Genomic DNA, 22,055 nt, shown 5'->3' with positions numbered 1-22,055 from the left:
CAATGGCTTTTATGGCTTCAGCTTTAAATTCTGCGGTGTAAGTCTTCTGTTTCTTGCTCATGGTAAACTCCTAATGAGTATGTATAGTTTACCAAGTTAAACCCTCCTGTTTTTTAAGCACACATCATTCTGTATAAAAAATGTTTTATATATTCATACCGTTATAGTATAAAAATAAGAACATGACTATGATGATCTTTCCTGCACCTTACCTGATCATAGAGATAGGTAAGCGCTGAACAGGAAAAGTCTGCTAGAATTTCAGCAACTTTTTACATATAAAATAATTGTGGGAAAATATATGAGTAAGGCCCTACCTATCGCTGTCGCTGTATTACTCGGCGGTGCCGCACTTGTTCCTGTTTACTATGCAACTAAAACACCTGCTACGCAATCAGCAACATCAACTCAACCAGCTGCAAATGCTTCTGCTGTCGCTAAAATCAGTTATGCCCTTGGTTATGAAGTTGCCCATCAAACGCCTCCAGAATTAGATATTGATAGCTTTGTCACTGGCGTTCGTGCAGGCCATGCTCGTGCAAAACCTGCATATACTGAAGAAGAATTACAAAAAGCATATGCTGAGTTCCAGCAAGAAATGCAAAACAAGCAGCTTGAAAGCAATAAGCAAGCACAAAGTAGCAGTGATAATTTCTTAACGGAAAACAAAAGCAAAGCGGGGGTTAAAACCACTGCTTCTGGTTTACAGTACCTAACAACGAAAGAAGGTACAGGTAAACAACCGCAAGCCACATCAGTTGTTAAAGTTCACTACACAGGTAAGTTAGTGGATGGCACAGTATTTGATAGTTCAGTACAGCGCGGCGAGCCAATTGAATTCCCATTGAACCAAGTAATTCCGGGTTGGACTGAAGGTCTGCAGTTAATGAAGGAAGGTGGCAAAGCTACTTTATATATTCCCTCAAACCTAGGTTATGGTGCTCAAGGTGTTCCAGGAACGATTCCACCGAACAGTACTTTAATTTTTGATGTAGAACTCATTGAAGTTAAATAATAAAAACGGTACAGGAGAGCTTTTCGCTCTCCTGCTTTATTTTGAGACTCGGTCATGAAATTACAGATCAGTATGTTGTGTTTGGCACTCTGCTCAAGCACTGTATTTGCCAAAGACGTCAGTAATAAAAGTAGTGCTGCAGAACAAGTCGGTTATAGTTTTGGTTATTTAATGGGACGCAGTAATGCTGAATCCATTAAGGACTTAGATATTGATGCTTTTGTTGCAGGTTTAAAGGCAGCATCTAAAGGTCAAACTTCGTCATTAACAGATGAAGAAATGACCCGTGCCTTAACCCAATATAAAAAGCAAACCGAAGCGAAACAACTGATTGAACTGAAGCAAAAAGCGGATGCGAATGCCACCATTGGTGCAGCTTTCCTTGCTGAAAATGCCAAAAAACCGAGCATTCTGGTCACGAAATCTGGCCTGCAGTATCAAGTCATTCAAGCCGGCAAAGGTAAATCACCCAAAGCCAATTCAACAGTGAAAGTTCACTATGAAGGTCGCTTAATTGATGGCACTGTTTTTGATAGTTCAATTGCACGTAACCAACCTGCGATGTTCCAAGTGAGTCAAGTCATTCAGGGTTGGACAGAAGGTCTACAGTTGATGAAAGAAGGTGCAAAATATCGCTTCTTCATTCCTGCAAATTTAGGCTATGGTCAAATTGGTTCAGCAGACGTCATTGAGCCAAATAGCACGCTGATTTTTGATGTAGAGCTCATTGAAGTTCTCCCGAAATAACAATACTCTCTTTAGGAGCATCGACAAATCTCGGTGCTCCTCAATATTTCTTCTTTCCATTATTTTCTTTTACAATTTTTTTGATTGATTTGACTTAAAATTCACATTGATATCTTATATTTATTTCACAAAAACTCATTTCCCTTTATTTTAAATCTTCATTAACTGCGTAGCCGCACATAAGGATTTGACCATGACCGTTAAAATTAAGACGCGCGAAATTCAATATACAGCAGCGGATGGAACTCAACTTTTTGGCTATTTTGCCGCACCAGAGTCAGACACTGCGATCGCAGGTGTATTAGTTGCCCCTGAATGGTGGGGACGCAATGAATATACCGAACAACGTGCGCGTGAATTGGCAGAACAAGGCTATGCTGCTTTCGCTTTGGATATGTATGGTGACAAAAAAGTCACCACAGATGCCAAGCAAGCTTATGAATGGATGATGCAGACTTTTGATCATGCCGACACCATTGTGACCCGTGCGTCTGCTGCATTAAACACTTTGGCACAGCAAAAAGAAGTAAATGCAGATAAACTCGCAGCTATAGGCTTTTGCTATGGTGGAAAAGTCGTGCTGGATTTAGCTCGTTCAGGTGCTGCATTAAAAGCCGTGGTGACTTTCCATGCAACACTTGCTACAGCGACTCCTGCACAAACAGGACAAGTCCAAGCAGAGATTTTAGTGCAACATGGTGCGCTCGACTCGATGGTGAGCTTAGATGATGTTGCAACCTTTAGAAATGAAATGGATGCTGCCCAAGTGCAGTATCAAATCAATATTTATGAAGGTGCAAAACATGGCTTTAGCAACCCGATGGCGGATGAACGTGCCAAAGCCAACGGCGTAGATTTAGCTTATAACGCTGCTGCAGAACAGCAAAGCTTAGCGGCCATGTATGCCTTGTTAGCACGCCAGCTTGGTTCTTAAAGCCATAAGAGCCAATACCAATATTTAATTCTAAGGTTTATAAAAATGAGGAGAGCACAATGACAGAACTCAATTGTCCATATTGCAATTTTGACGAATATGACGTTATTGCAAAAAATGATTTTGGTGTTGTACTTCCTGAACCACATACACTGTCTAAAGGACATGCTGTCATTGTCCCACTACGGCATGTTGGTTCATTTTTTGAAATTACTGATAAAGAACGTAAAAGTTTAATGTCCTTACTTGAACAAGCGCGTAATGAATTAAATTTACGCTATCAACCCACTGGTTTTCATATTGGGTTTAATGATGGACAAGTTTTTGGCGAAGCCACTGAACATGTGCATATTCACATTATTCCACGTTATGAAAACCAAACATTGGCGCTTGATACCCGCTGGGGCTTTAAAAGCTAAAATTTAAAAATTGACACTCACTAAGGAGCTTCGGCTCCTTTTTTGATAGCCACTATTTTTGCATTTCCCCTGATATACAGTTTTCGTTTTGAACAAAAAGAATGCCTATTGAAAGATGTATACTAGGCAGGTTTTTTCAATTTTGACTGTATTGCATGTTTAACTTTTCTGATGCCCTTCTCGACTGGTTTGATGTCCATGGTCGTCATGACTTACCGTGGCAAGTGAAGGATGACCCTTACAAAGTGTGGGTTTCAGAAATTATGCTGCAACAAACCCAAGTCAAAACTGTCCTACAATATTTTGATCGATTTATTCAACGATTTCCGACTGTTGAAGATTTAGGCCATGCCTCTTGGGATGATGTGGCGCCCTATTGGGCTGGCTTAGGCTACTATGCACGGGCTCGGAACTTACACAAAGCCGCGGGTATTGTTGCACGTCAGGGACATTTTCCAATCAATCTTGAGCAGTGGATGGAACTACCAGGCATCGGCCCGTCTACCGCAGGTGCGCTGATGTCTTTGGGTTTAAGACAATATGGCGTGATTATGGACGGCAACGTCAAGCGAGTATTGTCTCGATTCTTTGCTATTGAAGATGATTTATCGAAACCTGTACATGAACGGGCCATGTGGCAACTGGCGACAGAGCTCTGCCCCATTGAACGCAACCACGATTATACCCAAGCGATTATGGATCTGGGTGCAACGGTATGCACGCCGAAAAAAACACTCTGTTTATATTGTCCCATGCAACAGCACTGCAAAGCACATGCTCAGGGTTTAGAGACTGAATTACCTTATAAAAAGCCTAAAAAGCCTGTTCCAGTGAGAGAGGCCCAAGTCATGCTGATTCAATCTGCAGGAGAATGGTTGTGGATACAACGTCCGAATAGCGGTCTATGGGGTGGTCTGTGGTGTTTACCTATTTTTGATCAACCCCATGAGTTTCAATCCTACACTCAGCAGCTTGGACTGAAGCCTACCACTACTCAAGTGCAAATATCGCATAGTTTTACCCACTTCACTTGGCTTTTAGAAGCTACTGTATTTACTGTTGCTGCCGATCAAAAAGAGCATTTAGCGATTGAATGCAACGGACAGTGGTTTAGCCCGATACAAGCCACTGCACTCGGTATTCCAACCGCCATGAAAAAACTCATTTCTACGCTAGAACTCGAAAGCCATTCTATGCCATAGTTTTGAACTGCTCATCAATTGAATAGGGACAAATGTGACTCAAGGATTTTTTCAGCTTCGCAAAGGGTTGTTCGGCGGTATTGGTTTTATTTTGCTTTTACTCAGCGCCTGTACGTCGACTCCACCCAAACCATCAGGCAGTACATTGCCTGCTCATGAAGTGAAAAAATTACAAAACATGCGTTTATCCAATCAATTGCCTGTTCCTGTTCATCAAGTCAAACGAAGTGCGCTCAAGGATACTTGGGGCGCAGCGCGTAGCCAAGGACGAAGCCACGAAGGCATTGATATTATTGTTCCACGTGGAACAAAAGTTCTCAGTGCTACAGAAGGTTTAGTTGCTGACTTACGTAATAACAATTTGGGTGGTAAAGTGATATGGATTATGGGGCCCGCAGGTTCTTGGCATTATTATGCGCATCTTGATGGTCATAAACGTGGCTTAAATGTCGGCGACTATGTCAAAAAAGGTGATGTCATTGGCTATGTAGGTAATACTGGCAATGCTCGACATACTGCACCACATTTGCATTATGGCATTTACTTGGGTGGTAAAGGTCGCAATGCCGTTAACCCCTATCCGTATTTACGTTAATTTTAGGAAACATACATGTCAGAAGCGTTGATCAATCGTCTGGTGGAATTTGCAGAATCTGGTAATCAACAAAAAATCAGCCTCAATGGACAGTCTTATCAGGGCTGGATCATGGAGATCACTGAAGAAGCATTACTCATCAGCACCGGCTACGCAGACAAATCAGGTAAAGATGTATGGATTCAATTTGCCGATCTCGATCAAGCGGAACTGTTGTATTGGGACAATAAAAACGACCAATGGACAGCTTTTAAAATTTAATTCAAAAGGAGCATTCAACATGACAACACAACGCTGTGCTTGGTGCTCCGAAGATCCTTTATATATTGCCTACCACGACACTGAGTGGGCTAAACCTAGTTTTGATGAGCAGCATCTCTTTGAAATGCTGTGTCTTGAAGGACAACAAGCGGGGCTGTCTTGGATCACTGTGCTGAAAAAGCGGGCTTGTTATCAGCAGCATTTTTTTCAATATCCCATTGCCGAAATCGCAGCGTTGAGTGACCTTCAATTACAAGAAAAATTACAAGATTCAGGTTTGATTCGTCATATCGGCAAACTCACTGCCATTCGAGATAATGCAAAAGCATGGCAACAGTTAAAAGCCCAAGGGATTCATCCTGTGGAATTTCTTTGGAGTTTTGTCGAAGGTCACATTGCCAATAATGATGTAGTTGAATATCGTAGCGCCCCTGCACAAACCGCTCAAAGTCAGGCCATGTCCAAAGCATTAAAAAAGCATGGCTTTAAATTTGTCGGCCCAACGACTTGCTATGCTCTGATGCAAGCTATCGGCATGGTCAATGATCATGAAAATCACTGTGACTTTAAATACACGCACGCAGAATGACCTCAAAACATAAAGGATAGAATAATGAGTGACAATACAATCCACGCCTATGCAGCAATGAACAGTGGTGAAGCCCTTGTTCCCTACCAATTTGATCCAGGTGAATTACAAGCCCATCAGGTTGAAGTCAAAGTCGAGTATTGCGGTCTTTGTCACTCAGATATTTCTATTATCCAAAATGATTGGAAATCTTCGGTATATCCTGTGGTCCCAGGGCATGAAGTGATTGGAACCATTACCCAACTCGGCAGCGAAGCAAAAGGACTCAAAGTCGGACAACGTGTAGGCATTGGCTGGACAGCAGAAAGTTGTCAACACTGTGACTCGTGTATCGATGGTCGCCAAGTGCAATGTACTGGAACCAAGACAGCGACAATCGTCGGTCATGCAGGTGGCTTTGCCGACAAAGTCCGTGCTGGCTGGCAATGGGTTATTCCGCTTCCAGATGATCTTGATCCAACCAGTGCTGGTCCTCTGCTCTGCGGCGGGATTACGGTATTTGATCCCATTTTACAGCACCAAATTCAGGCCATTCACCATGTTGCCGTGATCGGCATTGGTGGTTTAGGTCATATGGCGATTAAACTGCTCAAAGCTTGGGGCTGTGAAATTACTGCGTTCAGTTCAAACTTAGATAAAACCGATGAACTTAAAGCCATGGGAGCTGACCATGTGGTGAATAGTCGTGATCTTGCTGCAATTAAAGCACAGCGTGGGAAGTTTAATTTGATTTTAAGCACGGTCAATGTGACGTTGGATTGGCAAGCCTACCTTTCGACTTTGGCACCGAATGGAAGCGTTCACATGCTCGGCCTAGCACTTGAGCCGATGCAAATCCCCGCAGGTATGCTGATCAGTGGTGCTAAATCAGTCACAGGCTCATCAACTGGCTCTCCTGCAGCACTGCGTGAATTACTTCGATTCGCTGCACGTCAAAATATTGCTCCACAAATTGAAATGTATCCAATGTCTCAGGTGAATGAAGCGATTGAACGTTTGCATTCAGGAAACGTGCGTTATCGTATCGTGTTGAAAGCTGATTTTTAACGGCAAAAATCTAAGCCCAAAAAGCCTGCTGCATGCAGGCTTTTTTGTGTCCTTTATACACTCATCAAAATTAGACGGTATTTCAGTTTATGTATTCCTTACGCACCCAATCTGCAAGCAATAAAATGGCCTGCTGAATTTCTGTCGACAACTCATGCCCTGCATTTAGGCGAATACAATTGTTATAACGATTGTCCTCACCAAAAATTAAACCTGGCACAATATTGATGCCATGTTTTTGCGCATGGTAATACAACGCCAAACTGTCTATTTGTTCAGGCATCTGCAACCACAGTGCATAACTGCCTTGTGGCCGATTTAGACGGATATCAACCCCTTGAAAAGCATCGTAAATATACTGACGATACTGCTCGACTTGCACCATTAATTTAGGACGCAATTCAGCAAGATGTTGGCGATACGCACGACTAAAAATCAAATCTGCAAGCCCTAACTGCAAAGGCGTATTCACCGAATCATTTTGCAAAAGTAATTTGGGACGCAAATGTTGCAAATGTGGTGGAAGACAAAACCACCCCACCCGATAAGAAGGCGATAAAGATTTTGAAATCGACGCACAATAGATCACATAGCCCGCCCGATCCCAATATTTGATAGGCAATGGTCGCTTTGCATTGAAACTACACTCAGCATAAATATCATCTTCAATCACATAACATTGATATTTTTCAGCCAGTTGTGCAATTCGTTCCTTATCTTCATTACTTAAACAAAAACCCAAAGGATTTTGAAAATTTGCAGTCAATAAGCATACTTTCGCGCCTGAATCCCGCATCGCCTGCTCTAAACGCTCTAAATCAAAACCTTCCGTATTGGCAGGAATTTCAACAATTTTCCGCTTCAATAAAGCCAATAATTGCAATTGCCCGTTATAGTTCGGCGTCGGAACAATGACACTCTCCCCTTCCGCACTCAGATTTTGCAACATCACTGACAAAGCAGGCATACAACCATTGCTGATGTAAATATCATCCTTAGGCATGTAAAAACCATCTTCAGCCCAATGTGCCGACAACGCTTCACGCAATTGTGGATGACCTTGCCGATTGTTATATAAAAAATCTTCTGGTTTACAATGCTTTAATGCCCTTTGGATTGAACGTCTGATTGCTTCAACAGGAACAAAATTGGGGGACAACTGAATTGAACCCAAATGAATCAGGCGACTATTTGCAGATGCTTCATGAATCTGAATTTGCAATTCTAAATTCGAAATTTCACGAGGTCGGGAATCAAAATCAGGATGATTCGGCACGGCAATTTGCTGGGCTTTCTGTGAGGATTGTACAAAATAACCAGACTTTTCTTTGACATAAATGAGGCCTTTGACTTCAAGTAATTCATAGCAGCGTTTCGCGGTATTTAAACTGATCTGATGCTGCTGTGAAAATTGACGTAGCGCATACAGACGCTGCCCTGCGGCCAATTCACCACTATAAATTTTCTGTGCCAACTGCTGCGCAAGCTGCTGATATTGAAAAGCCATCTGTACCCTTTTTTTAATCATTCTTGTATCTGTACCCATTAAGTTAACAGATTTAAGCTGATGGCATCAGGTTGATATCTCAAAAATAACGATAGGGGGACAATTAAATGAATGACTTCACACAGCTTCGAGCGGGTCTAATCATCATCAGCACACTCACGCTTATGGCGTGCCAACCCGAACAGCACACTCAAGCTCAAAGCCAGCAAAATTTTATCTGTAAATCTTTAATTCAAGGTTTTTTGAGTGCCCAAAAACTGACGCAATATGAACTTGAGCAGATCCAACCGATCACTAGCGGCGGGTTACATCAGCAGCTATATATTTATAAAGCCAAATCTGAAAACGGCATGAATATCATGCCGCAGCAAGCCAAACTTCGCTTTGCCTGTGAACAAATGACCGCGCGGCAATTTCAAATCAAGCTACATCCGCATCAATTTCCAGAACAGACCTTACTCAGTATCGAACTTCCAGAAGCACAGCACATGCAGCAGTTGACTGCTTTTCGCCTGCCTGAGATGCAAAGTCATTGATCGTTCATATTGAACTGAATCATTGCTAAGGCTTATTTTAAAATTTCGGGAAATGCCGTTGCAGTTTTGCTTTTACCCAACTGCACTTTCATTTTTTGTAGCATTTGATAAGGCTGTTGCTGCACAAACATATTCACGAAACTGAGCGGAATGGAACCTTCCGGATTGGCGTAGCCATAGGTCGACACTTTGACCTTTTGATTGCCTAAACGCTGGAAGGTCCAATCACCCTCATAGTCGGTTAGGCGTACATAATTGGGATTGATCGGATAACCTTTTTTAACTGCTTTATTTTGGATGCTAATAATGCCCTGTGCATCTTTACGCATTTTGCCTTGTACCACCAAATCACGGTCTTTTAAGGGAAAAGGAAAATCCAACACCATATATAAACTGAATTCACCTTTCTGGTCATCGCGGGATAAGACTTTGACACTGCCCATATAAGGGACCCAATTCACTGCATTTTCCACATCTAAAATCAGGGAAACCGCTTTTTCGATGGGCACATCAAAACTGGTTTCAGCTTTGTATTGAAAGACAGGATTTTGAGCATTTTGGTAGGTCCAAACCTTAATATTATTTTTATTAATCGTGAGTTTGGCATTATCCATAGTTTTCGCTTGTACTGCCGCAGTGAATGCGACAGCACAGGCCATAAAGATGACTTTTTTCATTCCATTGATCGTCTTATTTTAATTTTATGCTGTTGTTATAACGGATTTTAACGCGCTTTTATACGTCAATATCGTTAAAACCCAGTACATCTTTCATATCGTACTTACGTGCTTCACGACCAACTACCCATGCAGCTGCACGTACTGCACCAGAGGCAAAGTTCATACGGTTAGTCGCTTTATGGGTAATTTCAACACGTTCGCCATCCGCAATAAACATCGCAGTATGTTCACCGACAATGTCACCACCACGAATCGTTTGGAAGCCAATGGTTTGACGTTCACGTGGACCCGTATGACCTTCACGGCAATACACAGCATCTTGTTTTAAGTCACGTCCTAAAGCACCGGCAATGGCTTCGCCCCACATTAGCGCTGTACCTGATGGTGCATCAACTTTATGACGATGATGGGCTTCAATCACTTCAATATCCACAGTATCGCCAAATACTTTTGATGCCAATTCAAGAAGTTTGATTGAAACGTTTACACCGACAGAATAGTTCGCTGCATAGACCACTGGAGTTTCTGTTGCTGTTTCATCGAGATAAGCTTTTTGCTCATCATTCATACCTGTGGTACCAATGACAATCGCAACACCTGCTTCACGGCAAAGTTTAAGATGCTGTGCCGTTGCTGCAGGAGCAGTAAAGTCGATCACGACATCACAATCTTTTAAAACTTCAGCAAGGTTACCAACAACCTTTACGCCAACCGCGCCAATCCCTGCAAGTTCACCGGCATCTGCACCGACCAAGCTACTTTCAGGACGTTCTACCGCAGCAGCCAATTGATAGCCAGCTTGCTGAACCGCCTGAATTAAGATGCGTCCCATACGACCGCCTGCGCCCAAGATACCAATACGTGGAGCTGCTGACATAACATTTTCCTAATGTTGATTCGAAATTGGTCTTACTATATCAAAACTCCATGCGCAGGCTAAGTTACAAACAAAAAAATCCTGCATTTTCCGAAGGACTTTTGCAAATCAACTTCTACCACAGACGCTGACTATTCCCTCACCAAGTTTGGGTATTTTCACGGTATGATAGGCACGTTCTATTGATCTTGAATATTCATGAAAACCCTATTGTATCTTTGTGCGGCAGTCTGTATTGCACTGGCATGGCTGATTCCGATTCATTACCGACCTTGGGCCACGTATACCGGTGAGCTTTATACCTTTTTTGCCCTGTTTGCCTTAGCGGCAACATTCTTTAAAGAAAAGCTCATGGTGGCAAAAATTTCCTTGCCCCTGTTGCTCTTAGCGCTGATTCCCTTCATCCAACTGGCTTTTGGGCAGGTGTATTATTTTAGTATTGCCTTACTCTGTATGCTGTTTGTGTTCAGCTTCTGGCTGTGTATCAATCTAGGTTTTAGTCTCTCGCAAGGTACAGAAAAACGCGAAAAAACCTTCCTGTACCTAAGCTATACCTTTGTTGCTTCTGGGGTCATGACCGGACTCATCGCAATATGTCAGTGGTTAGATTTCGACTCGTTTCTTCCTTTTGTGATGAAAATTAGTGGAACTACGCGCCCATTTGCAAACTTTGCTCAGCCAAATAACATGGCCACGTTTCTGCTCATGTCCTTGTTAGCCTGCTTATATGTTTATGAACAGCAAAAAGTTAAAACCCGCTATTTGGTCGCTTGTGCAATTCCTATTTTAATTGGGGTCGCGCTCAGCCAATCTCGCACCTCTTGGGTGGCAAGTATCTGTGTCCTAGTCTATTTGGCTTATGCACAGTACAAAGATTATATCCGTCTTCGCTGGTTTTACAGCTTGGCCTGGTTTATGGGCTTTGTGGCACTGATTGTATTGATGCCAAAATTAAGTCAAATCATGAGCCAAATATCCGACATGAATATTCAAGAAAGTCGTGACGTAGCCGAACGTGCTAGTGGAGATATGTCTCGTTTAGCCATTTGGCAACAAATGGCGCATGCCGTAGCTGCACAGCCTTGGTTTGGCTATGGTTGGCATCAAACCAGTAGCGCGTTTGTCTCGATCTCGGACACGGTACAAGGGCCTGTATGGATTCGTAGCTCACACAACTTTATTTTGGATTTCTTATTGTGGAATGGCGCCATTATTGGTGTGCCGTTCTTGGCCTATTTCGCTTATTGGGGCATCCAATTACAGAAGTTAGCCAAGTCTGCATTATCTGTGATTGGCCTATTGATGGTCGGTGTCTTCGTTATTCATGCCATGTTGGAGTTTCCGCAAAACTACGCATACTTCTTACTGCCTGCGGGTTTTATTATCGGCATTCTTCAAGCAGCGAAGCCAGAGACGGCTACATTGAGTCTGTCTCCGTGGTTTATCCGCATTGTTTTCGTGATTGGCGCCGTGCTGATTACGGTGATTTATCGCGATTATGCCAATGCAGCGATTCAGCTGGGTCAGGCATCAAAATATGAAAAAACACCGGAGAAAATCACCAACCATGCGCCGATCTATTTACTCACGGAATTTAGACATCGGGTAGCGATTATTCGTTTAAATCCATATTCCATCGTTTCTGAACAAACCATTCAGGATACTGAAAAATTGGTTCGCAGCTATCCAGCGAAATACCACATCATTAAATATGCACGTTTATTGGCATTTAATGGTCGTGAGGCTGAAGCACGTCATCAGCTACAGCGTCTTAAAAATATCTATAGGCTCGACATGAGCTATGAGAGTTTATTACCGCCTACAGCACAGCCGAAACCTTAAAACGCTCAATAAAAAAGCCTGCAATTATGCAGGCTTTTTTATACCTGAGTTCACATCACAGCGAACTCAAGCAAATCATTTCAATTAATCAAACAAACGGTCGAAGAATGATTTTTTCTTCGGAGATGATTTATTGTCATCGCCATCCATCGTGTCTTGTAACTCTTTCAACAATTCACGTTGACGAGCCGTTAAGTTCACAGGCGTTTCCACCACGATACGGCAGAGTAAGTCACCGGTCATGCTGGTACGTACAGGCTTCACACCTTTACCACGTAAGCGGAACAATTTACCAGTTTGAGTCCCTTCAGGTACTTTCAAGCTCACACGACCATCGAGTGTCGGAATTTGAATTTCTTTACCCAATGCAGCATCTGCAATGCTTACAGGCACATCCATATATAGGTCAGCGCCATCACGTTGGAAGATTTCGTGTTCACGTACCACCACTTCTACATATAAGTCGCCTGCTTGGCCATCACGGATCGCCTCGCCTTTGCCACTTAAACGTACGCGGTCGCCATTGTCCACACCTGCAGGAATGGTCACCTCTAAAGTTTGCTGACGGTCAGAAACCCCTGAACCATGACATTTATTACATGGGTTCTTAATGATTTTACCTTGACCACGACAGGTGCTACAGGTTTGCTGCACAGAGAAGAAGCCCTGTTGCATACGCACTTGACCGGCACCATGACAGGTTTTACAGGTTTCAACGTCATTCGGATTTTTAGATCCTTTACCATCACAGGCATCACATGGCGCTGGCGCAGTAAAGGTAATGGTTTTTTTCACGCCCTTCACAGCTTCCTCAAGGGTAAGCTCCATAACATAGCGTAAGTCTGAACCACGGCGTGCACGTTGCTGACCACCACGGCCACCACCGCCAAATGCGCCACCGAATATGTCACCAAACTGACTAAAGATATCTTCTGCGCTAAAACCGCCACCGAAGCCACCGCCGCCGCCCATGCCGCCTTCAAAAGCTTGATGTCCCATACGGTCATACATACTACGTTTTTCGCTGTCCGATAAAACTTCATATGCTTCTGCAGCTTCTTTGAATTTTTCTTCAGCTTCTGGGTTATCTGGATTACGGTCAGGGTGATACTTCATCGCCAACTTACGGTAGGCTTTTTTAATTTCATCATCACTTGCGGTTTTAGATACACCTAAAACCTCATAATAATCACGTTTAGCCATGTCTGGCGATGCTCCTCACGGAATTTAATTTAATACTTAACTGTGGTCTGAAATTGGGGAATCAAACCATTTTTTCAAGGGGTAGGCAGGAAAAAAATAAATCGACTTAGAAAACAGCCTTATTTTTAACGAATTTGGATAGACCTTGGATCCATGCATTTAATAAATACAAAAAGGCAATCGCAGCAAAGACCACACCAATTACCGTGCATGCAGTCACCCAAAGATAGGTGTCCCAATAATAGAAAAATAAAGGAATAAACCACAGTGCGGCAAAAATGGCCATCATGGAATAAATCACGACGGTGCGCATGACCCAAAGCGCTTGGGCTTGGAGCCAAACTTCTGCAGAATCGATTTGAGTCACTTTGCGTGCAAAGCCGTAGGCAAATACACCACTAATCAGGGTAAATAAAGCGAAAAACATGAAGACATAAGAAATCGCAACATAACGGCGATACTTAGCTAAACTCTCTGCTGTCATCTGTGATTCAACCCCGTACACCACAATATGCCGCGCTGCACTTGTGGTTGTTTTACTTTTTAAAAATGTCTTTGTAGATCAGGTGCTACTATAGAGAAAAATTCAATATTTCGCACCCAATATTATGGCACTTTTAAGGATTCTGCTGAGTTTTTTTCACTTTAAACCACTGTGCATATAACGCAGGTAAAAAGAACAAGGTCAGCAGGGTCGCCACGATCAATCCACCCATAATCGCCACGGCCATTGGACCGAAGAAAATACTGCGAGAAAGTGGAATCATCGCCAATACAGCGGCCAATGCAGTCAGCACAATTGGACGGCAACGACGTACCGTCGCATTGATAATCGCATCCCAAGCCGACTCCCCAGACTGAATATCTTGTTCAATCTGATCAATCAAAATCAGCGAATTGCGCATAATCATTCCTGACAGTGCAATCGTGCCGAGCATTGCCACAAAACCAAAGGGTTTATTGAACAATAACAGGAATAACACCACGCCAATAATGCCCAAAGGTGCAGTTAAAAATACGATCATCGCCCGTGACATGCTGCGTAATTGAATCATCAACAAAGTCATGACAACTGCGAGGAATAATGGCATGCCCGCATTTACAGAAGTTTGACCACGTACTGACTCTTCCACAGTACCGCCTACTTCGAGGAGATATCCATTCGGCATCTCTGCACGTAACTGATCAAATGAATCTTTTAACTCACCCACCACCGTTGCAGGTTGCAATTTACTGCGAATATCCGCGCGCACAGTAATGGTCGGTAAACGGTTACGATGCCAAATCAAACCTTCTTCAAAGCTATACTCAATTTTCGCAATCTGCGCCAATGGCACTGAACCACCATTGCTGGTCGGTACAGCCAAACTGCTGAGAGAACCGACATCCAATCGCTCCGCTTGATCACCACGCATCCGAATTTCAATCAGCTCTCGTTTCTCACGATACTGATTAATCACTGCGCCACTGATTGAACTATTCAGGAAATTGGACAGATCTAGACTGGAAACCCCCATTTGACGTGCGCGATCTTGGTCGATGTCCAGTTTAATGACTTTGCTTGGTTCACCCCAATCCAAATGCACATTGGTGGTGTTCGGGTTTTCACTGACTTTTGCAGACACCCGTTGTGCCCACTCTCGAACCAAGCTCAGATCTTCACCCGACACGCGGAACTGCAATGGATAACCCACAGGTGGGCCATTTTCTAAAAGTGAAACGCGAGTACGTACTTCAGGTAAAAGCTTACGGATTTCTTCTGCTAATGACTGACGAATTTCATTGCGATCATCTAAAGATGAAGCCAATACCACAAACTGAGCAAAACTGGCTTGGGGTAGCTGTTGATCTAGAGGTAAATAAAACCGCGGTGAACCTGTCCCCACATAAGCCACAAAATTATCAATGCCTTGTTTTTTCGACAAGAACGCTTCGACTTTTTTTACGGCCGCTTCTGTGGCTTTCAGAGATGCACCTTCCTCGAGCTTTAAATCCACTAAAATTTCAGCACGGTTTGACGGTGGGAAGAACTGCTGTGGTACAGTTTTAAACATTAAAATCGATAACACAAAGATGCCAACCGTCGCGGCAATCACCGTCTTACGATAGGTCACACAAGTGTCAACCCAACCACGGAAACGTTGATAAAACGGAGACTGATAAGGATCATGATGTTCGCCGGCATGATGCACCATTGGCTGAGGTTCAGGTTGTTTGCGCAAACGTGCCCACAGGCGCTGATACCATGGGGCTTTTTGTACCAAATCTTTGTTGAAGTCGGGTAGTAATTTATCCCCCAGATATGGAACAAACAGTACTGCTGCAAACCATGACACCACCAATGCAATAGTGACCACTTGGAAAATCGAGCGGGTATATTCGCCTGTGCTCGATGCGGCTGTGGCAATCGGCAAAAATCCTGCAGCCGTAATTAGCGTGCCTGTCAGCATTGGAAATGCAGTGGTCCGCCATGCATGTCCGGCGGCTTGTAACCGGCTATAGCCCTGCTCCATTTTGATCGCCATCATTTCGACGGCAATAATCGCATCATCCACCAATAAACCGAGTGCGAGAATTAACGCCCCCAAAGAAATCTTGTGCAACCCGACATCAAACATCTGCATGCCTGCAAAGGTCATGGCCAAGACCAATGGAATGGAAAAAGCCACAACCAATCCCGTACGGAAACCCAAGGAGAAGAAACTCACCAATAGGACGATAATCACCGCCTCAGCGAGGACTTTCATAAACTCATTGACGCTGCGCTTCACGGCTACAGGCTGATCAGAAACTTTTTTCAGTTCCATACCCAAGGGCAAAGTTTTTTGCAAGCGGGCAAATTCTGTTTCTAGGTTTTTACCCAAAGCCAGAATGTCGCCACCTTTACGCATCGACACGGCAATGCCTAAACCATTTTCGCCCATAAAACGCATACGCGGCTGTGGTGGATCACTAAAGCCACGATGTACATCAGCCACATCACCCAATTGAATCGTTCGACCATTCACCAATAAGGGCATCTGACGCAGTTCATCAATGTTTTGTAAATTGCCGCTGACACGCACTTGAATCCGGTCTGAATTGGTTTCAAAAAAGCCGGCACTGGCAACTGTGTTTTGCTGCTGCAAGGCTTGTTGAATCGCCGTCACGGGTATGCCCATTTGTGTGGCTTTGGTGTTGGAAATTTCAATCCAAACTTTTTGATCTTGTAGACCAATTAAATCCACTTTCGCAACGTCTTTGACCCGTTGTAACTGGAGCTGTAAACGGTCGGCATATTCCTTCATGATGGCATAGTCAAAGTCTTTGCCGGTCAGCACATAGATATTACCAAAGGTGTCACCAAACTCATCATTAAAGAAAGGACCTTGCACCCCAGATGGCAATTGATGGCGAATATCATTGACCTTTTTACGCACGGTGTACCAAACATCGGGGACTTGCTGCGAACGTAAACTGTCCTTGGCCACAAAGGTCACCATGGATTCACCCGGACGTGAATACGCCATGATGCGTTCATACTGCCCCGTGGTCATCAGTTCTTTTTCAATTCGATCGGTGACCTGCATTGATACTTCTTTGGCTGTTGCACCAGGCCAATAGGTTTGAATCACCATGACTTTAAAGGTAAATGGCGGGTCTTCACTCTGCGACAATTTGGAATAAGAAAATATCCCAACGATGCCCAGTAGAATCATAAAATAAAGGATTAAGCCTTTATTTTTTAGTGCCCACTCAGACAAGTTAAAATTCATTATTTAACTCCTGCCTGAATGTGTACCGCTCGATTTTCACGATCAACAGGTTGTATTTTTTGTTTTTCGCGGAGCAAATGCACGCCGCCAACCACCACAAAATCCCCTGCTTGCAGACCACTAAGTACGGGCACGCTGTCACGTCCGTATTCGCCTAAAGTTACTGGAACTTTACGTACCGTATTATCTGCATTGACCACCATCACATACGCCTGCTGACCACTCGCAGACACACTCGATAACGGCACATGCAAAACATTCTGCTGTGCTTTGGTTAAAAATACCCGTGCACTTTGCCCCAGTTGAATGGCGCTATTGCCTTCACGTAATGCCACTTTGACACTATAAGTACGAGACTGATCGGCTGCAGGACTAATTTCACGCACATACGCAGCAAATTTTTCCTGTGGTTTAGACCATAAAGTGACCCAGGCATCCTGCCCGGCTTTAATATCGGTTACAGCTTGTTCCGGCACCCCAATCACCACCTCACGTTCACCGGCAATCGCCAACTGATAGGCGGGCTGACCGGCTGAAATCACTTGGCCAATTTCAATATTACGCTCAGTAATCACACCATTTTTATTGGCGATTAATTGGTTATAACCGGTTTGATTACGACTGACATCATAATTGGATTGCGCTTGTTTTAAATTCGACTGCGCTGCTTTATATTGGTTTTCTACCGCATCGTACTGCGAGCGACTCACGGCATTGACTGGTAGTAATTGCTTGAAGCGCTTTAATTCATCTTCAGCAATTTGCGCTGCGGAACGTGCGCTTTCAAGCTGTGCTTGCGCAGCATTGAGTTGTAATTGTGCATCTTTGACGTCTAATTTTGCCAAGACTTGCCCGACTCGGACTTGGTCTCCAACATCGACATAGCGCTCAGTGATTTGACCGCCAACCCGAAACGCTAAAGCTGTTTGCTGGCGTGCTTGTACATCACCCGCATAACTTTTTTGTTCAAAATGTGTGGCGCCTGGCTGAGTCACCATCACAAATGGCACTTCCTGTTCCGTTTGGGCTTTATCCTTGCTGCATCCCCATAAGGTCACACTGCAAACGATAATCATGCTGACAACTGTGATCTTAATCGTACTCATGAAGTTCGCTCTTAATAAAAAGTCTTTTTTAGGGCAGAATATTATTCAATTAATTTGGTTATTTTTTAATTAATAAACCATGCGGTACATTAATTAGATTAATTATCCTAAATCAATGACCTTTTCGCCTTTTTTGGAATTTTTTCAGCAAATGAATGTCGGCCGCCCAAAAGACTTAGAAAAACGACAACGGATTTTAGAGTCTGCAAAACAATTATTTTTAGAAATGGGCTATCACGGTTGCAGCATGAATCAGATTGCGCAACATGCAGGAGTCACCAAACTGACGGTCTATAACCATTTTCAGGACAAAGCCACTTTATTTACCAGTGCAATTGAAGATACCTGTGAATATATTTTAAATACTCGCCCGCGACATCTGCACAGCGAAAGTCATTTTATGCAGGCTTTCGTTGAAATTTGTGAGTTGGGGCTGAACATCATGAATTTGCCAGAAGCCATTAAACTGGACTTATTACTTTTGGAGTTGGCTGCCGAACACAGTCCCTTGGTGGAACAGTTTTTCCGTGCCTCACATTTAAAAATGCGCCAAGTCTGGGAAAACTTTTTTCAAGACGCAGCAGCTTTAAATTTCATTCAGCAGGATCACCCTGCCCGACAAACTGAACTGATTGTGTCGCTACTGATGGGACTACGCCATCAAGAAGTCTTATTGGGCATGCGCCCAGTACCTGAAACAGCAGAGCGACAGGCCATTATTCACTCTGCCATCGACATCTTTATGCTGAAATATCAACTCGGCACACAGAGCTAAGCATTTTCTGAAATATTTCAAGGCTAAACTGAAACAAATGGCATAGCTACTGCTCATTTACCTAGAAAAGTCATCCGACTTTTGTCTGTACCCCCCTTTTGCCACAGCACTTTCGGGGTATAGTCGAGACAGGAATACGCGGAGAAATAACAAATGATTCAACAAATTGATGCTCCATTACGTGAAGACGTGCGCTTACTGGGCAATTTATTAGGTGAAACCCTAAAGCAGCATGCAGGACAAGATTTGTTTAATCAAGTAGAGCAAATTCGTGCTTTGTCTAAAGGCGCGCGCGATGGACAAGTTGAAGCTGAAAAACAGTTAGAACAATTATTTTTAAATTTAAAAGATGAAGAAATTCTGCCACTGACCCGTGCATTTACGCACTTTCTCAACTTTGCCAATATTGCCGAACAGTACAATGTTGTGCGTAGCCGTCGCCAAAGTGAGTTTGATGAGCAGGCACCCTCACCGAATCCACTGGATCATTTATTTGAAAAATTTAAAAGCAATAACATCAGTGCAGAACAACTGTTCCAACAAATCTGTGAATTAAAAATTGAACTGGTCCTGACTGCACATCCAACTGAAGTCAGCCGCCGTACCTTGATCCAGAAATATGATGGGATTAATGATTGCCTGTTTAAAATGGATCAACAAAAACTTACGCCACGCGAACGCAAAGCCGTACTGGATGATTTAAAACAACTGATTTGCTCGGCATGGCAAACAGATGAAATTCGTCAACATCGCCCGACGCCTGTCGACGAAGCCAAATGGGGTTTCACAACCATCGAACAGACCTTGTGGAATGCTGTACCCAAATTCATGCGTGAATTGGATGGCATGGTTCAAGATCATTGTGGCAAGACGTTGCCTTTAAATGTTTCCCCTGTGCGCTTTGCATCTTGGATGGGCGGTGACCGTGATGGCAACCCAAACGTCACCCATAATATTACTCAAGAAGTGCTGTGGCTTTCACGTTGGAAAGCTGCCGACTTGTATTTACGCGATATCGAAGACCTGCGTTGGGAACTCTCTATTCAAGAATGCAGCAAAGAGCTTAGTGATGCCTTGGGTCATTTCCACCCTGAACCGTATCGTGAATATCTACGTGATGCACGGGAACGCCTCAAAGCCACTCGTCACTGGTTGGCACTAAAACTCCGTGGTGAAGATGCGGACGATAGCCAAGTCATTAAAAGCCGCCATGAACTGCTTGATCCACTATTGGTTTGCTACCGTTCACTGATTGACAGCGGTTTACCTGAAATTGCCAATGGTCAGTTACTCGACTTTATTCATCGGGTGAATTGTTTCGGTATCGAATTACTCAAACTCGATATTCGTCAGGAGTCGACTCGTCATCGCCAAGCCATTTCTGCCATTACGGAATATTTAGGTTTAGGCAATTTTGAAACATGGACGGAGCAAGCCCGTCAAAATTTCTTGATTCAGGAACTGCAAAGCAAACGTCCATTGCTACCGAAGTTTTTAAATGAGCCAAAACAAAGCCTGATTGAACATCCGGATGTACAAGAAATCTTTGCAACCATGCGGACTTTGGCAGAGCAACCACCTGAAAGTTTAGGGGCTTATATTATTTCCATGGCAGAGCATCCGAGTGATGTCTTGGCCGTATTGTTACTGCAAAAAGAAGCGGGCATCAAACAAGCGCTACGCGTTGTGCCACTGTTTGAAACTTTAAAAGATTTGGATGGTGCCGCCCGTACCATGAATACCCTATTCAATATGCATTGGTATAAGCAGCATATTCAGGGTAAACATGAGGTGATGATTGGCTATTCAGACTCAGCCAAAGATGCAGGCTTTATGTCAGCAAACTGGGCACAGTATCGTGCGCAGGAAGAATTAACCGCGGTTGCGAAAAAACATGATGTACAACTGACATTATTCCATGGCCGTGGCGGTTCAATCAGCCGTGGTGGTGCGCCGACACAGCAAGCCCTATTTTCACAGCCACCAGGTTCGATTTCAGGAGCGATTCGTGTCACAGAACAAGGGGAAATGATTCGCTTCAAGTTTGGATTAGAAGGCATTGCCTTACAAAACTTAGAAATTTACACCGCAGCGACCTTAGAAGCGACCTTATTACCACCGCCTGAACCGAAACAGGAATGGCGTCAGCTCATGCACAGCATGACGGATCTGTCGGTACAGGTGTATCGTCAAACCGTGCGTGAAAATCCGCATTTTGTAAAATACCTACGGACTGTAACGCCAGAACTGGAACTACAAATGTTACCGCTCGGATCACGCCCAGCCAAACGTAAAGTTAGCGGTGGGATTGAGTCATTACGTGCGATTCCGTGGGTGTTCGCATGGACGCAAATCCGTTTGATGCTTCCTGCTTGGCTAGGTACTGGTGCTGCGATTAATCAAGTGATTGATCAAGGTCAAAAGCAGACACTCGAAGAAATGTTAGAGCAATGGCCTTATTTCCAAACGTTAATTGATATGTTGGAAATGGTCTTGTCTAAGGCTGATGGTCATGTGGCGCTGTATTATGAGTCTCATCTGACGGATGACTCAGACCTCAAACAGTTGGGTGAAGAGTTACGTCAGCGTTTACGTGATGCGGTACAAACGCTATTAGCACTCAAAGGTGAATCGAAATTACTCAGCAGTAACGATGTGCTCGACCAATCCATGAAGGTGCGTAAGCCTTATTTATTGCCGCTACATTTACTACAAGCCGAACTGATGAAACGCCGCCGTGCATACCTTGCCGAGCGTCAAGCTGAAAATACCCCAGTCGACCATGCGTTGATGGTCAGCATCGCGGGTATTGCGGCAGGTTTGCGTAACACTGGCTAAATCTTCCAAGTTTTCAAAAAGCACACAGAACTGTGTGCTTTTTTTTTGATCAGTCATATTGGTTTTAATTTATTTTGGAATATATAGAATAAGAAAAATTTATGAAGTATTGACTCTTATCCTATTT

General features: G+C 43.6%; 20 protein-coding genes. 13 read left to right on the top strand and 7 right to left on the bottom strand.

Annotated features, from left to right (window positions below; genetic code table 11):
• Positions 1–301 precede the first annotated feature (301 nt).
• The 9 genes from FTU36_RS13185 to FTU36_RS13145 all read left to right on the top strand — a co-directional run bounded on the left by FTU36_RS13185 (position 302) and on the right by FTU36_RS13145 (position 6,809).
• Positions 302–1,015 (top strand): FKBP-type peptidyl-prolyl cis-trans isomerase, encoded by a 714-nt coding sequence (locus tag FTU36_RS13185; protein ID WP_078191625.1) that lies wholly within the window; start codon positions 302–304, stop codon positions 1,013–1,015.
• Between the two features lie 54 nt (positions 1,016–1,069).
• Positions 1,070–1,762 (top strand): FKBP-type peptidyl-prolyl cis-trans isomerase, encoded by a 693-nt coding sequence (locus tag FTU36_RS13180; RefSeq protein ID WP_180118217.1) that lies wholly within the window; start codon positions 1,070–1,072, stop codon positions 1,760–1,762.
• Between the two features lie 193 nt (positions 1,763–1,955).
• Positions 1,956–2,696, top strand: coding sequence for a dienelactone hydrolase family protein (locus FTU36_RS13175; RefSeq protein WP_180118215.1), 741 nt, complete (start codon positions 1,956–1,958; stop codon positions 2,694–2,696).
• A 59-nt stretch (positions 2,697–2,755) separates the two neighbouring features.
• Positions 2,756–3,115 (top strand): HIT family protein, encoded by a 360-nt coding sequence (locus tag FTU36_RS13170; RefSeq protein ID WP_078191628.1) that lies wholly within the window; start codon positions 2,756–2,758, stop codon positions 3,113–3,115.
• A 155-nt stretch (positions 3,116–3,270) separates the two neighbouring features.
• A complete protein-coding gene (mutY, locus tag FTU36_RS13165) occupies positions 3,271–4,317 on the top strand; it encodes an A/G-specific adenine glycosylase (protein ID WP_180118213.1) in 1,047 nt (348 codons plus the stop codon).
• Positions 4,318–4,384: 67 nt separating this feature from the next.
• Positions 4,385–4,912: a M23 family metallopeptidase gene (locus tag FTU36_RS13160; protein ID WP_168379469.1), complete on the top strand. Its 528-nt coding sequence runs from the start codon at positions 4,385–4,387 to the stop codon at positions 4,910–4,912.
• Positions 4,913–4,927: 15 nt separating this feature from the next.
• A complete protein-coding gene (locus FTU36_RS13155; RefSeq protein ID WP_180003637.1) occupies positions 4,928–5,173 on the top strand; it encodes a hypothetical protein in 246 nt (81 codons plus the stop codon).
• Positions 5,174–5,192: 19 nt separating this feature from the next.
• Positions 5,193–5,762: a DNA-3-methyladenine glycosylase I gene (locus tag FTU36_RS13150; protein WP_180078956.1), complete on the top strand. Its 570-nt coding sequence runs from the start codon at positions 5,193–5,195 to the stop codon at positions 5,760–5,762.
• 24 nt (positions 5,763–5,786) lie between these two features.
• Complete coding sequence (locus FTU36_RS13145; protein WP_180118211.1) at positions 5,787–6,809, top strand: NAD(P)-dependent alcohol dehydrogenase; 1,023 nt, start codon at positions 5,787–5,789, stop codon at positions 6,807–6,809.
• Positions 6,810–6,891: 82 nt separating this feature from the next.
• Here FTU36_RS13145 and FTU36_RS13140 read toward each other — a convergent pair whose 3' ends face one another.
• The gene (locus tag FTU36_RS13140) at positions 6,892–8,316 is read right to left on the bottom strand and encodes a PLP-dependent aminotransferase family protein (RefSeq protein WP_180118209.1); all 1,425 of its coding nucleotides are present in this window, start codon (positions 8,314–8,316) and stop codon (positions 6,892–6,894) included.
• 107 nt (positions 8,317–8,423) lie between these two features.
• On the opposite strand from FTU36_RS13140, the gene FTU36_RS13135 reads away from it, so the two are divergent.
• Positions 8,424–8,852, top strand: coding sequence for a hypothetical protein (locus tag FTU36_RS13135; RefSeq protein ID WP_257222997.1), 429 nt, complete (start codon positions 8,424–8,426; stop codon positions 8,850–8,852).
• Between the two features lie 32 nt (positions 8,853–8,884).
• Here FTU36_RS13135 and FTU36_RS13130 read toward each other — a convergent pair whose 3' ends face one another.
• Together FTU36_RS13130 and dapB are read right to left on the bottom strand one after the other, a co-directional pair.
• Complete coding sequence (locus FTU36_RS13130; protein WP_078191634.1) at positions 8,885–9,529, bottom strand: START domain-containing protein; 645 nt, start codon at positions 9,527–9,529, stop codon at positions 8,885–8,887.
• Positions 9,530–9,587: 58 nt separating this feature from the next.
• Positions 9,588–10,409 carry a 4-hydroxy-tetrahydrodipicolinate reductase gene (gene dapB, locus FTU36_RS13125; protein WP_078194102.1) on the bottom strand — a complete coding sequence of 274 codons (822 nt, stop codon included), beginning with the start codon at positions 10,407–10,409 and terminating at the stop codon, positions 9,588–9,590.
• A gap of 198 nt (positions 10,410–10,607) precedes the next feature.
• Between dapB and FTU36_RS13120 the strand changes: the two genes are divergently transcribed.
• Positions 10,608–12,251: a PglL family O-oligosaccharyltransferase gene (locus tag FTU36_RS13120; protein ID WP_180118207.1), complete on the top strand. Its 1,644-nt coding sequence runs from the start codon at positions 10,608–10,610 to the stop codon at positions 12,249–12,251.
• Between the two features lie 84 nt (positions 12,252–12,335).
• Here FTU36_RS13120 and dnaJ read toward each other — a convergent pair whose 3' ends face one another.
• The 4 genes from dnaJ to FTU36_RS13100 all read right to left on the bottom strand — a co-directional run bounded on the left by dnaJ (position 12,336) and on the right by FTU36_RS13100 (position 18,315).
• Positions 12,336–13,454 carry a molecular chaperone DnaJ gene (dnaJ, locus tag FTU36_RS13115; RefSeq protein WP_111885156.1) on the bottom strand — a complete coding sequence of 373 codons (1,119 nt, stop codon included), beginning with the start codon at positions 13,452–13,454 and terminating at the stop codon, positions 12,336–12,338.
• A 106-nt stretch (positions 13,455–13,560) separates the two neighbouring features.
• The gene (locus FTU36_RS13110) at positions 13,561–13,938 is read right to left on the bottom strand and encodes a hypothetical protein (protein ID WP_078194105.1); all 378 of its coding nucleotides are present in this window, start codon (positions 13,936–13,938) and stop codon (positions 13,561–13,563) included.
• Between the two features lie 133 nt (positions 13,939–14,071).
• Positions 14,072–17,209 carry an efflux RND transporter permease subunit gene (locus FTU36_RS13105; protein WP_180118205.1) on the bottom strand — a complete coding sequence of 1,046 codons (3,138 nt, stop codon included), beginning with the start codon at positions 17,207–17,209 and terminating at the stop codon, positions 14,072–14,074.
• On the bottom strand, positions 17,209–18,315 hold the full coding sequence (locus FTU36_RS13100; RefSeq protein WP_180118203.1) for an efflux RND transporter periplasmic adaptor subunit: 1,107 nt from the start codon (positions 18,313–18,315) through the stop codon (positions 17,209–17,211). Before FTU36_RS13100 ends, FTU36_RS13105 begins: the two co-directional genes overlap by 1 nt.
• Positions 18,316–18,466: 151 nt before the next feature.
• Here FTU36_RS13100 and FTU36_RS13095 point away from each other — a divergent pair, with 151 nt between their 5' ends.
• Together FTU36_RS13095 and ppc are read left to right on the top strand one after the other, a co-directional pair.
• A complete protein-coding gene (locus tag FTU36_RS13095) occupies positions 18,467–19,090 on the top strand; it encodes a TetR/AcrR family transcriptional regulator (protein ID WP_180110863.1) in 624 nt (207 codons plus the stop codon).
• A 153-nt stretch (positions 19,091–19,243) separates the two neighbouring features.
• Positions 19,244–21,928, top strand: a complete 2,685-nt coding sequence (gene ppc / locus FTU36_RS13090; protein WP_180118201.1) for a phosphoenolpyruvate carboxylase — start codon at positions 19,244–19,246, stop codon at positions 21,926–21,928.
• The last annotated feature ends 127 nt before the right edge of the window (positions 21,929–22,055 follow it).

This window comes from Acinetobacter sp. YH12096, from assembly GCF_013419215.1.
GTDB lineage: Bacteria > Pseudomonadota > Gammaproteobacteria > Pseudomonadales > Moraxellaceae > Acinetobacter > Acinetobacter amyesii.
The sequence above is the reverse complement of the archived record's forward strand: the minus strand, read 5'-3'. Positions and strand labels throughout refer to the sequence as shown.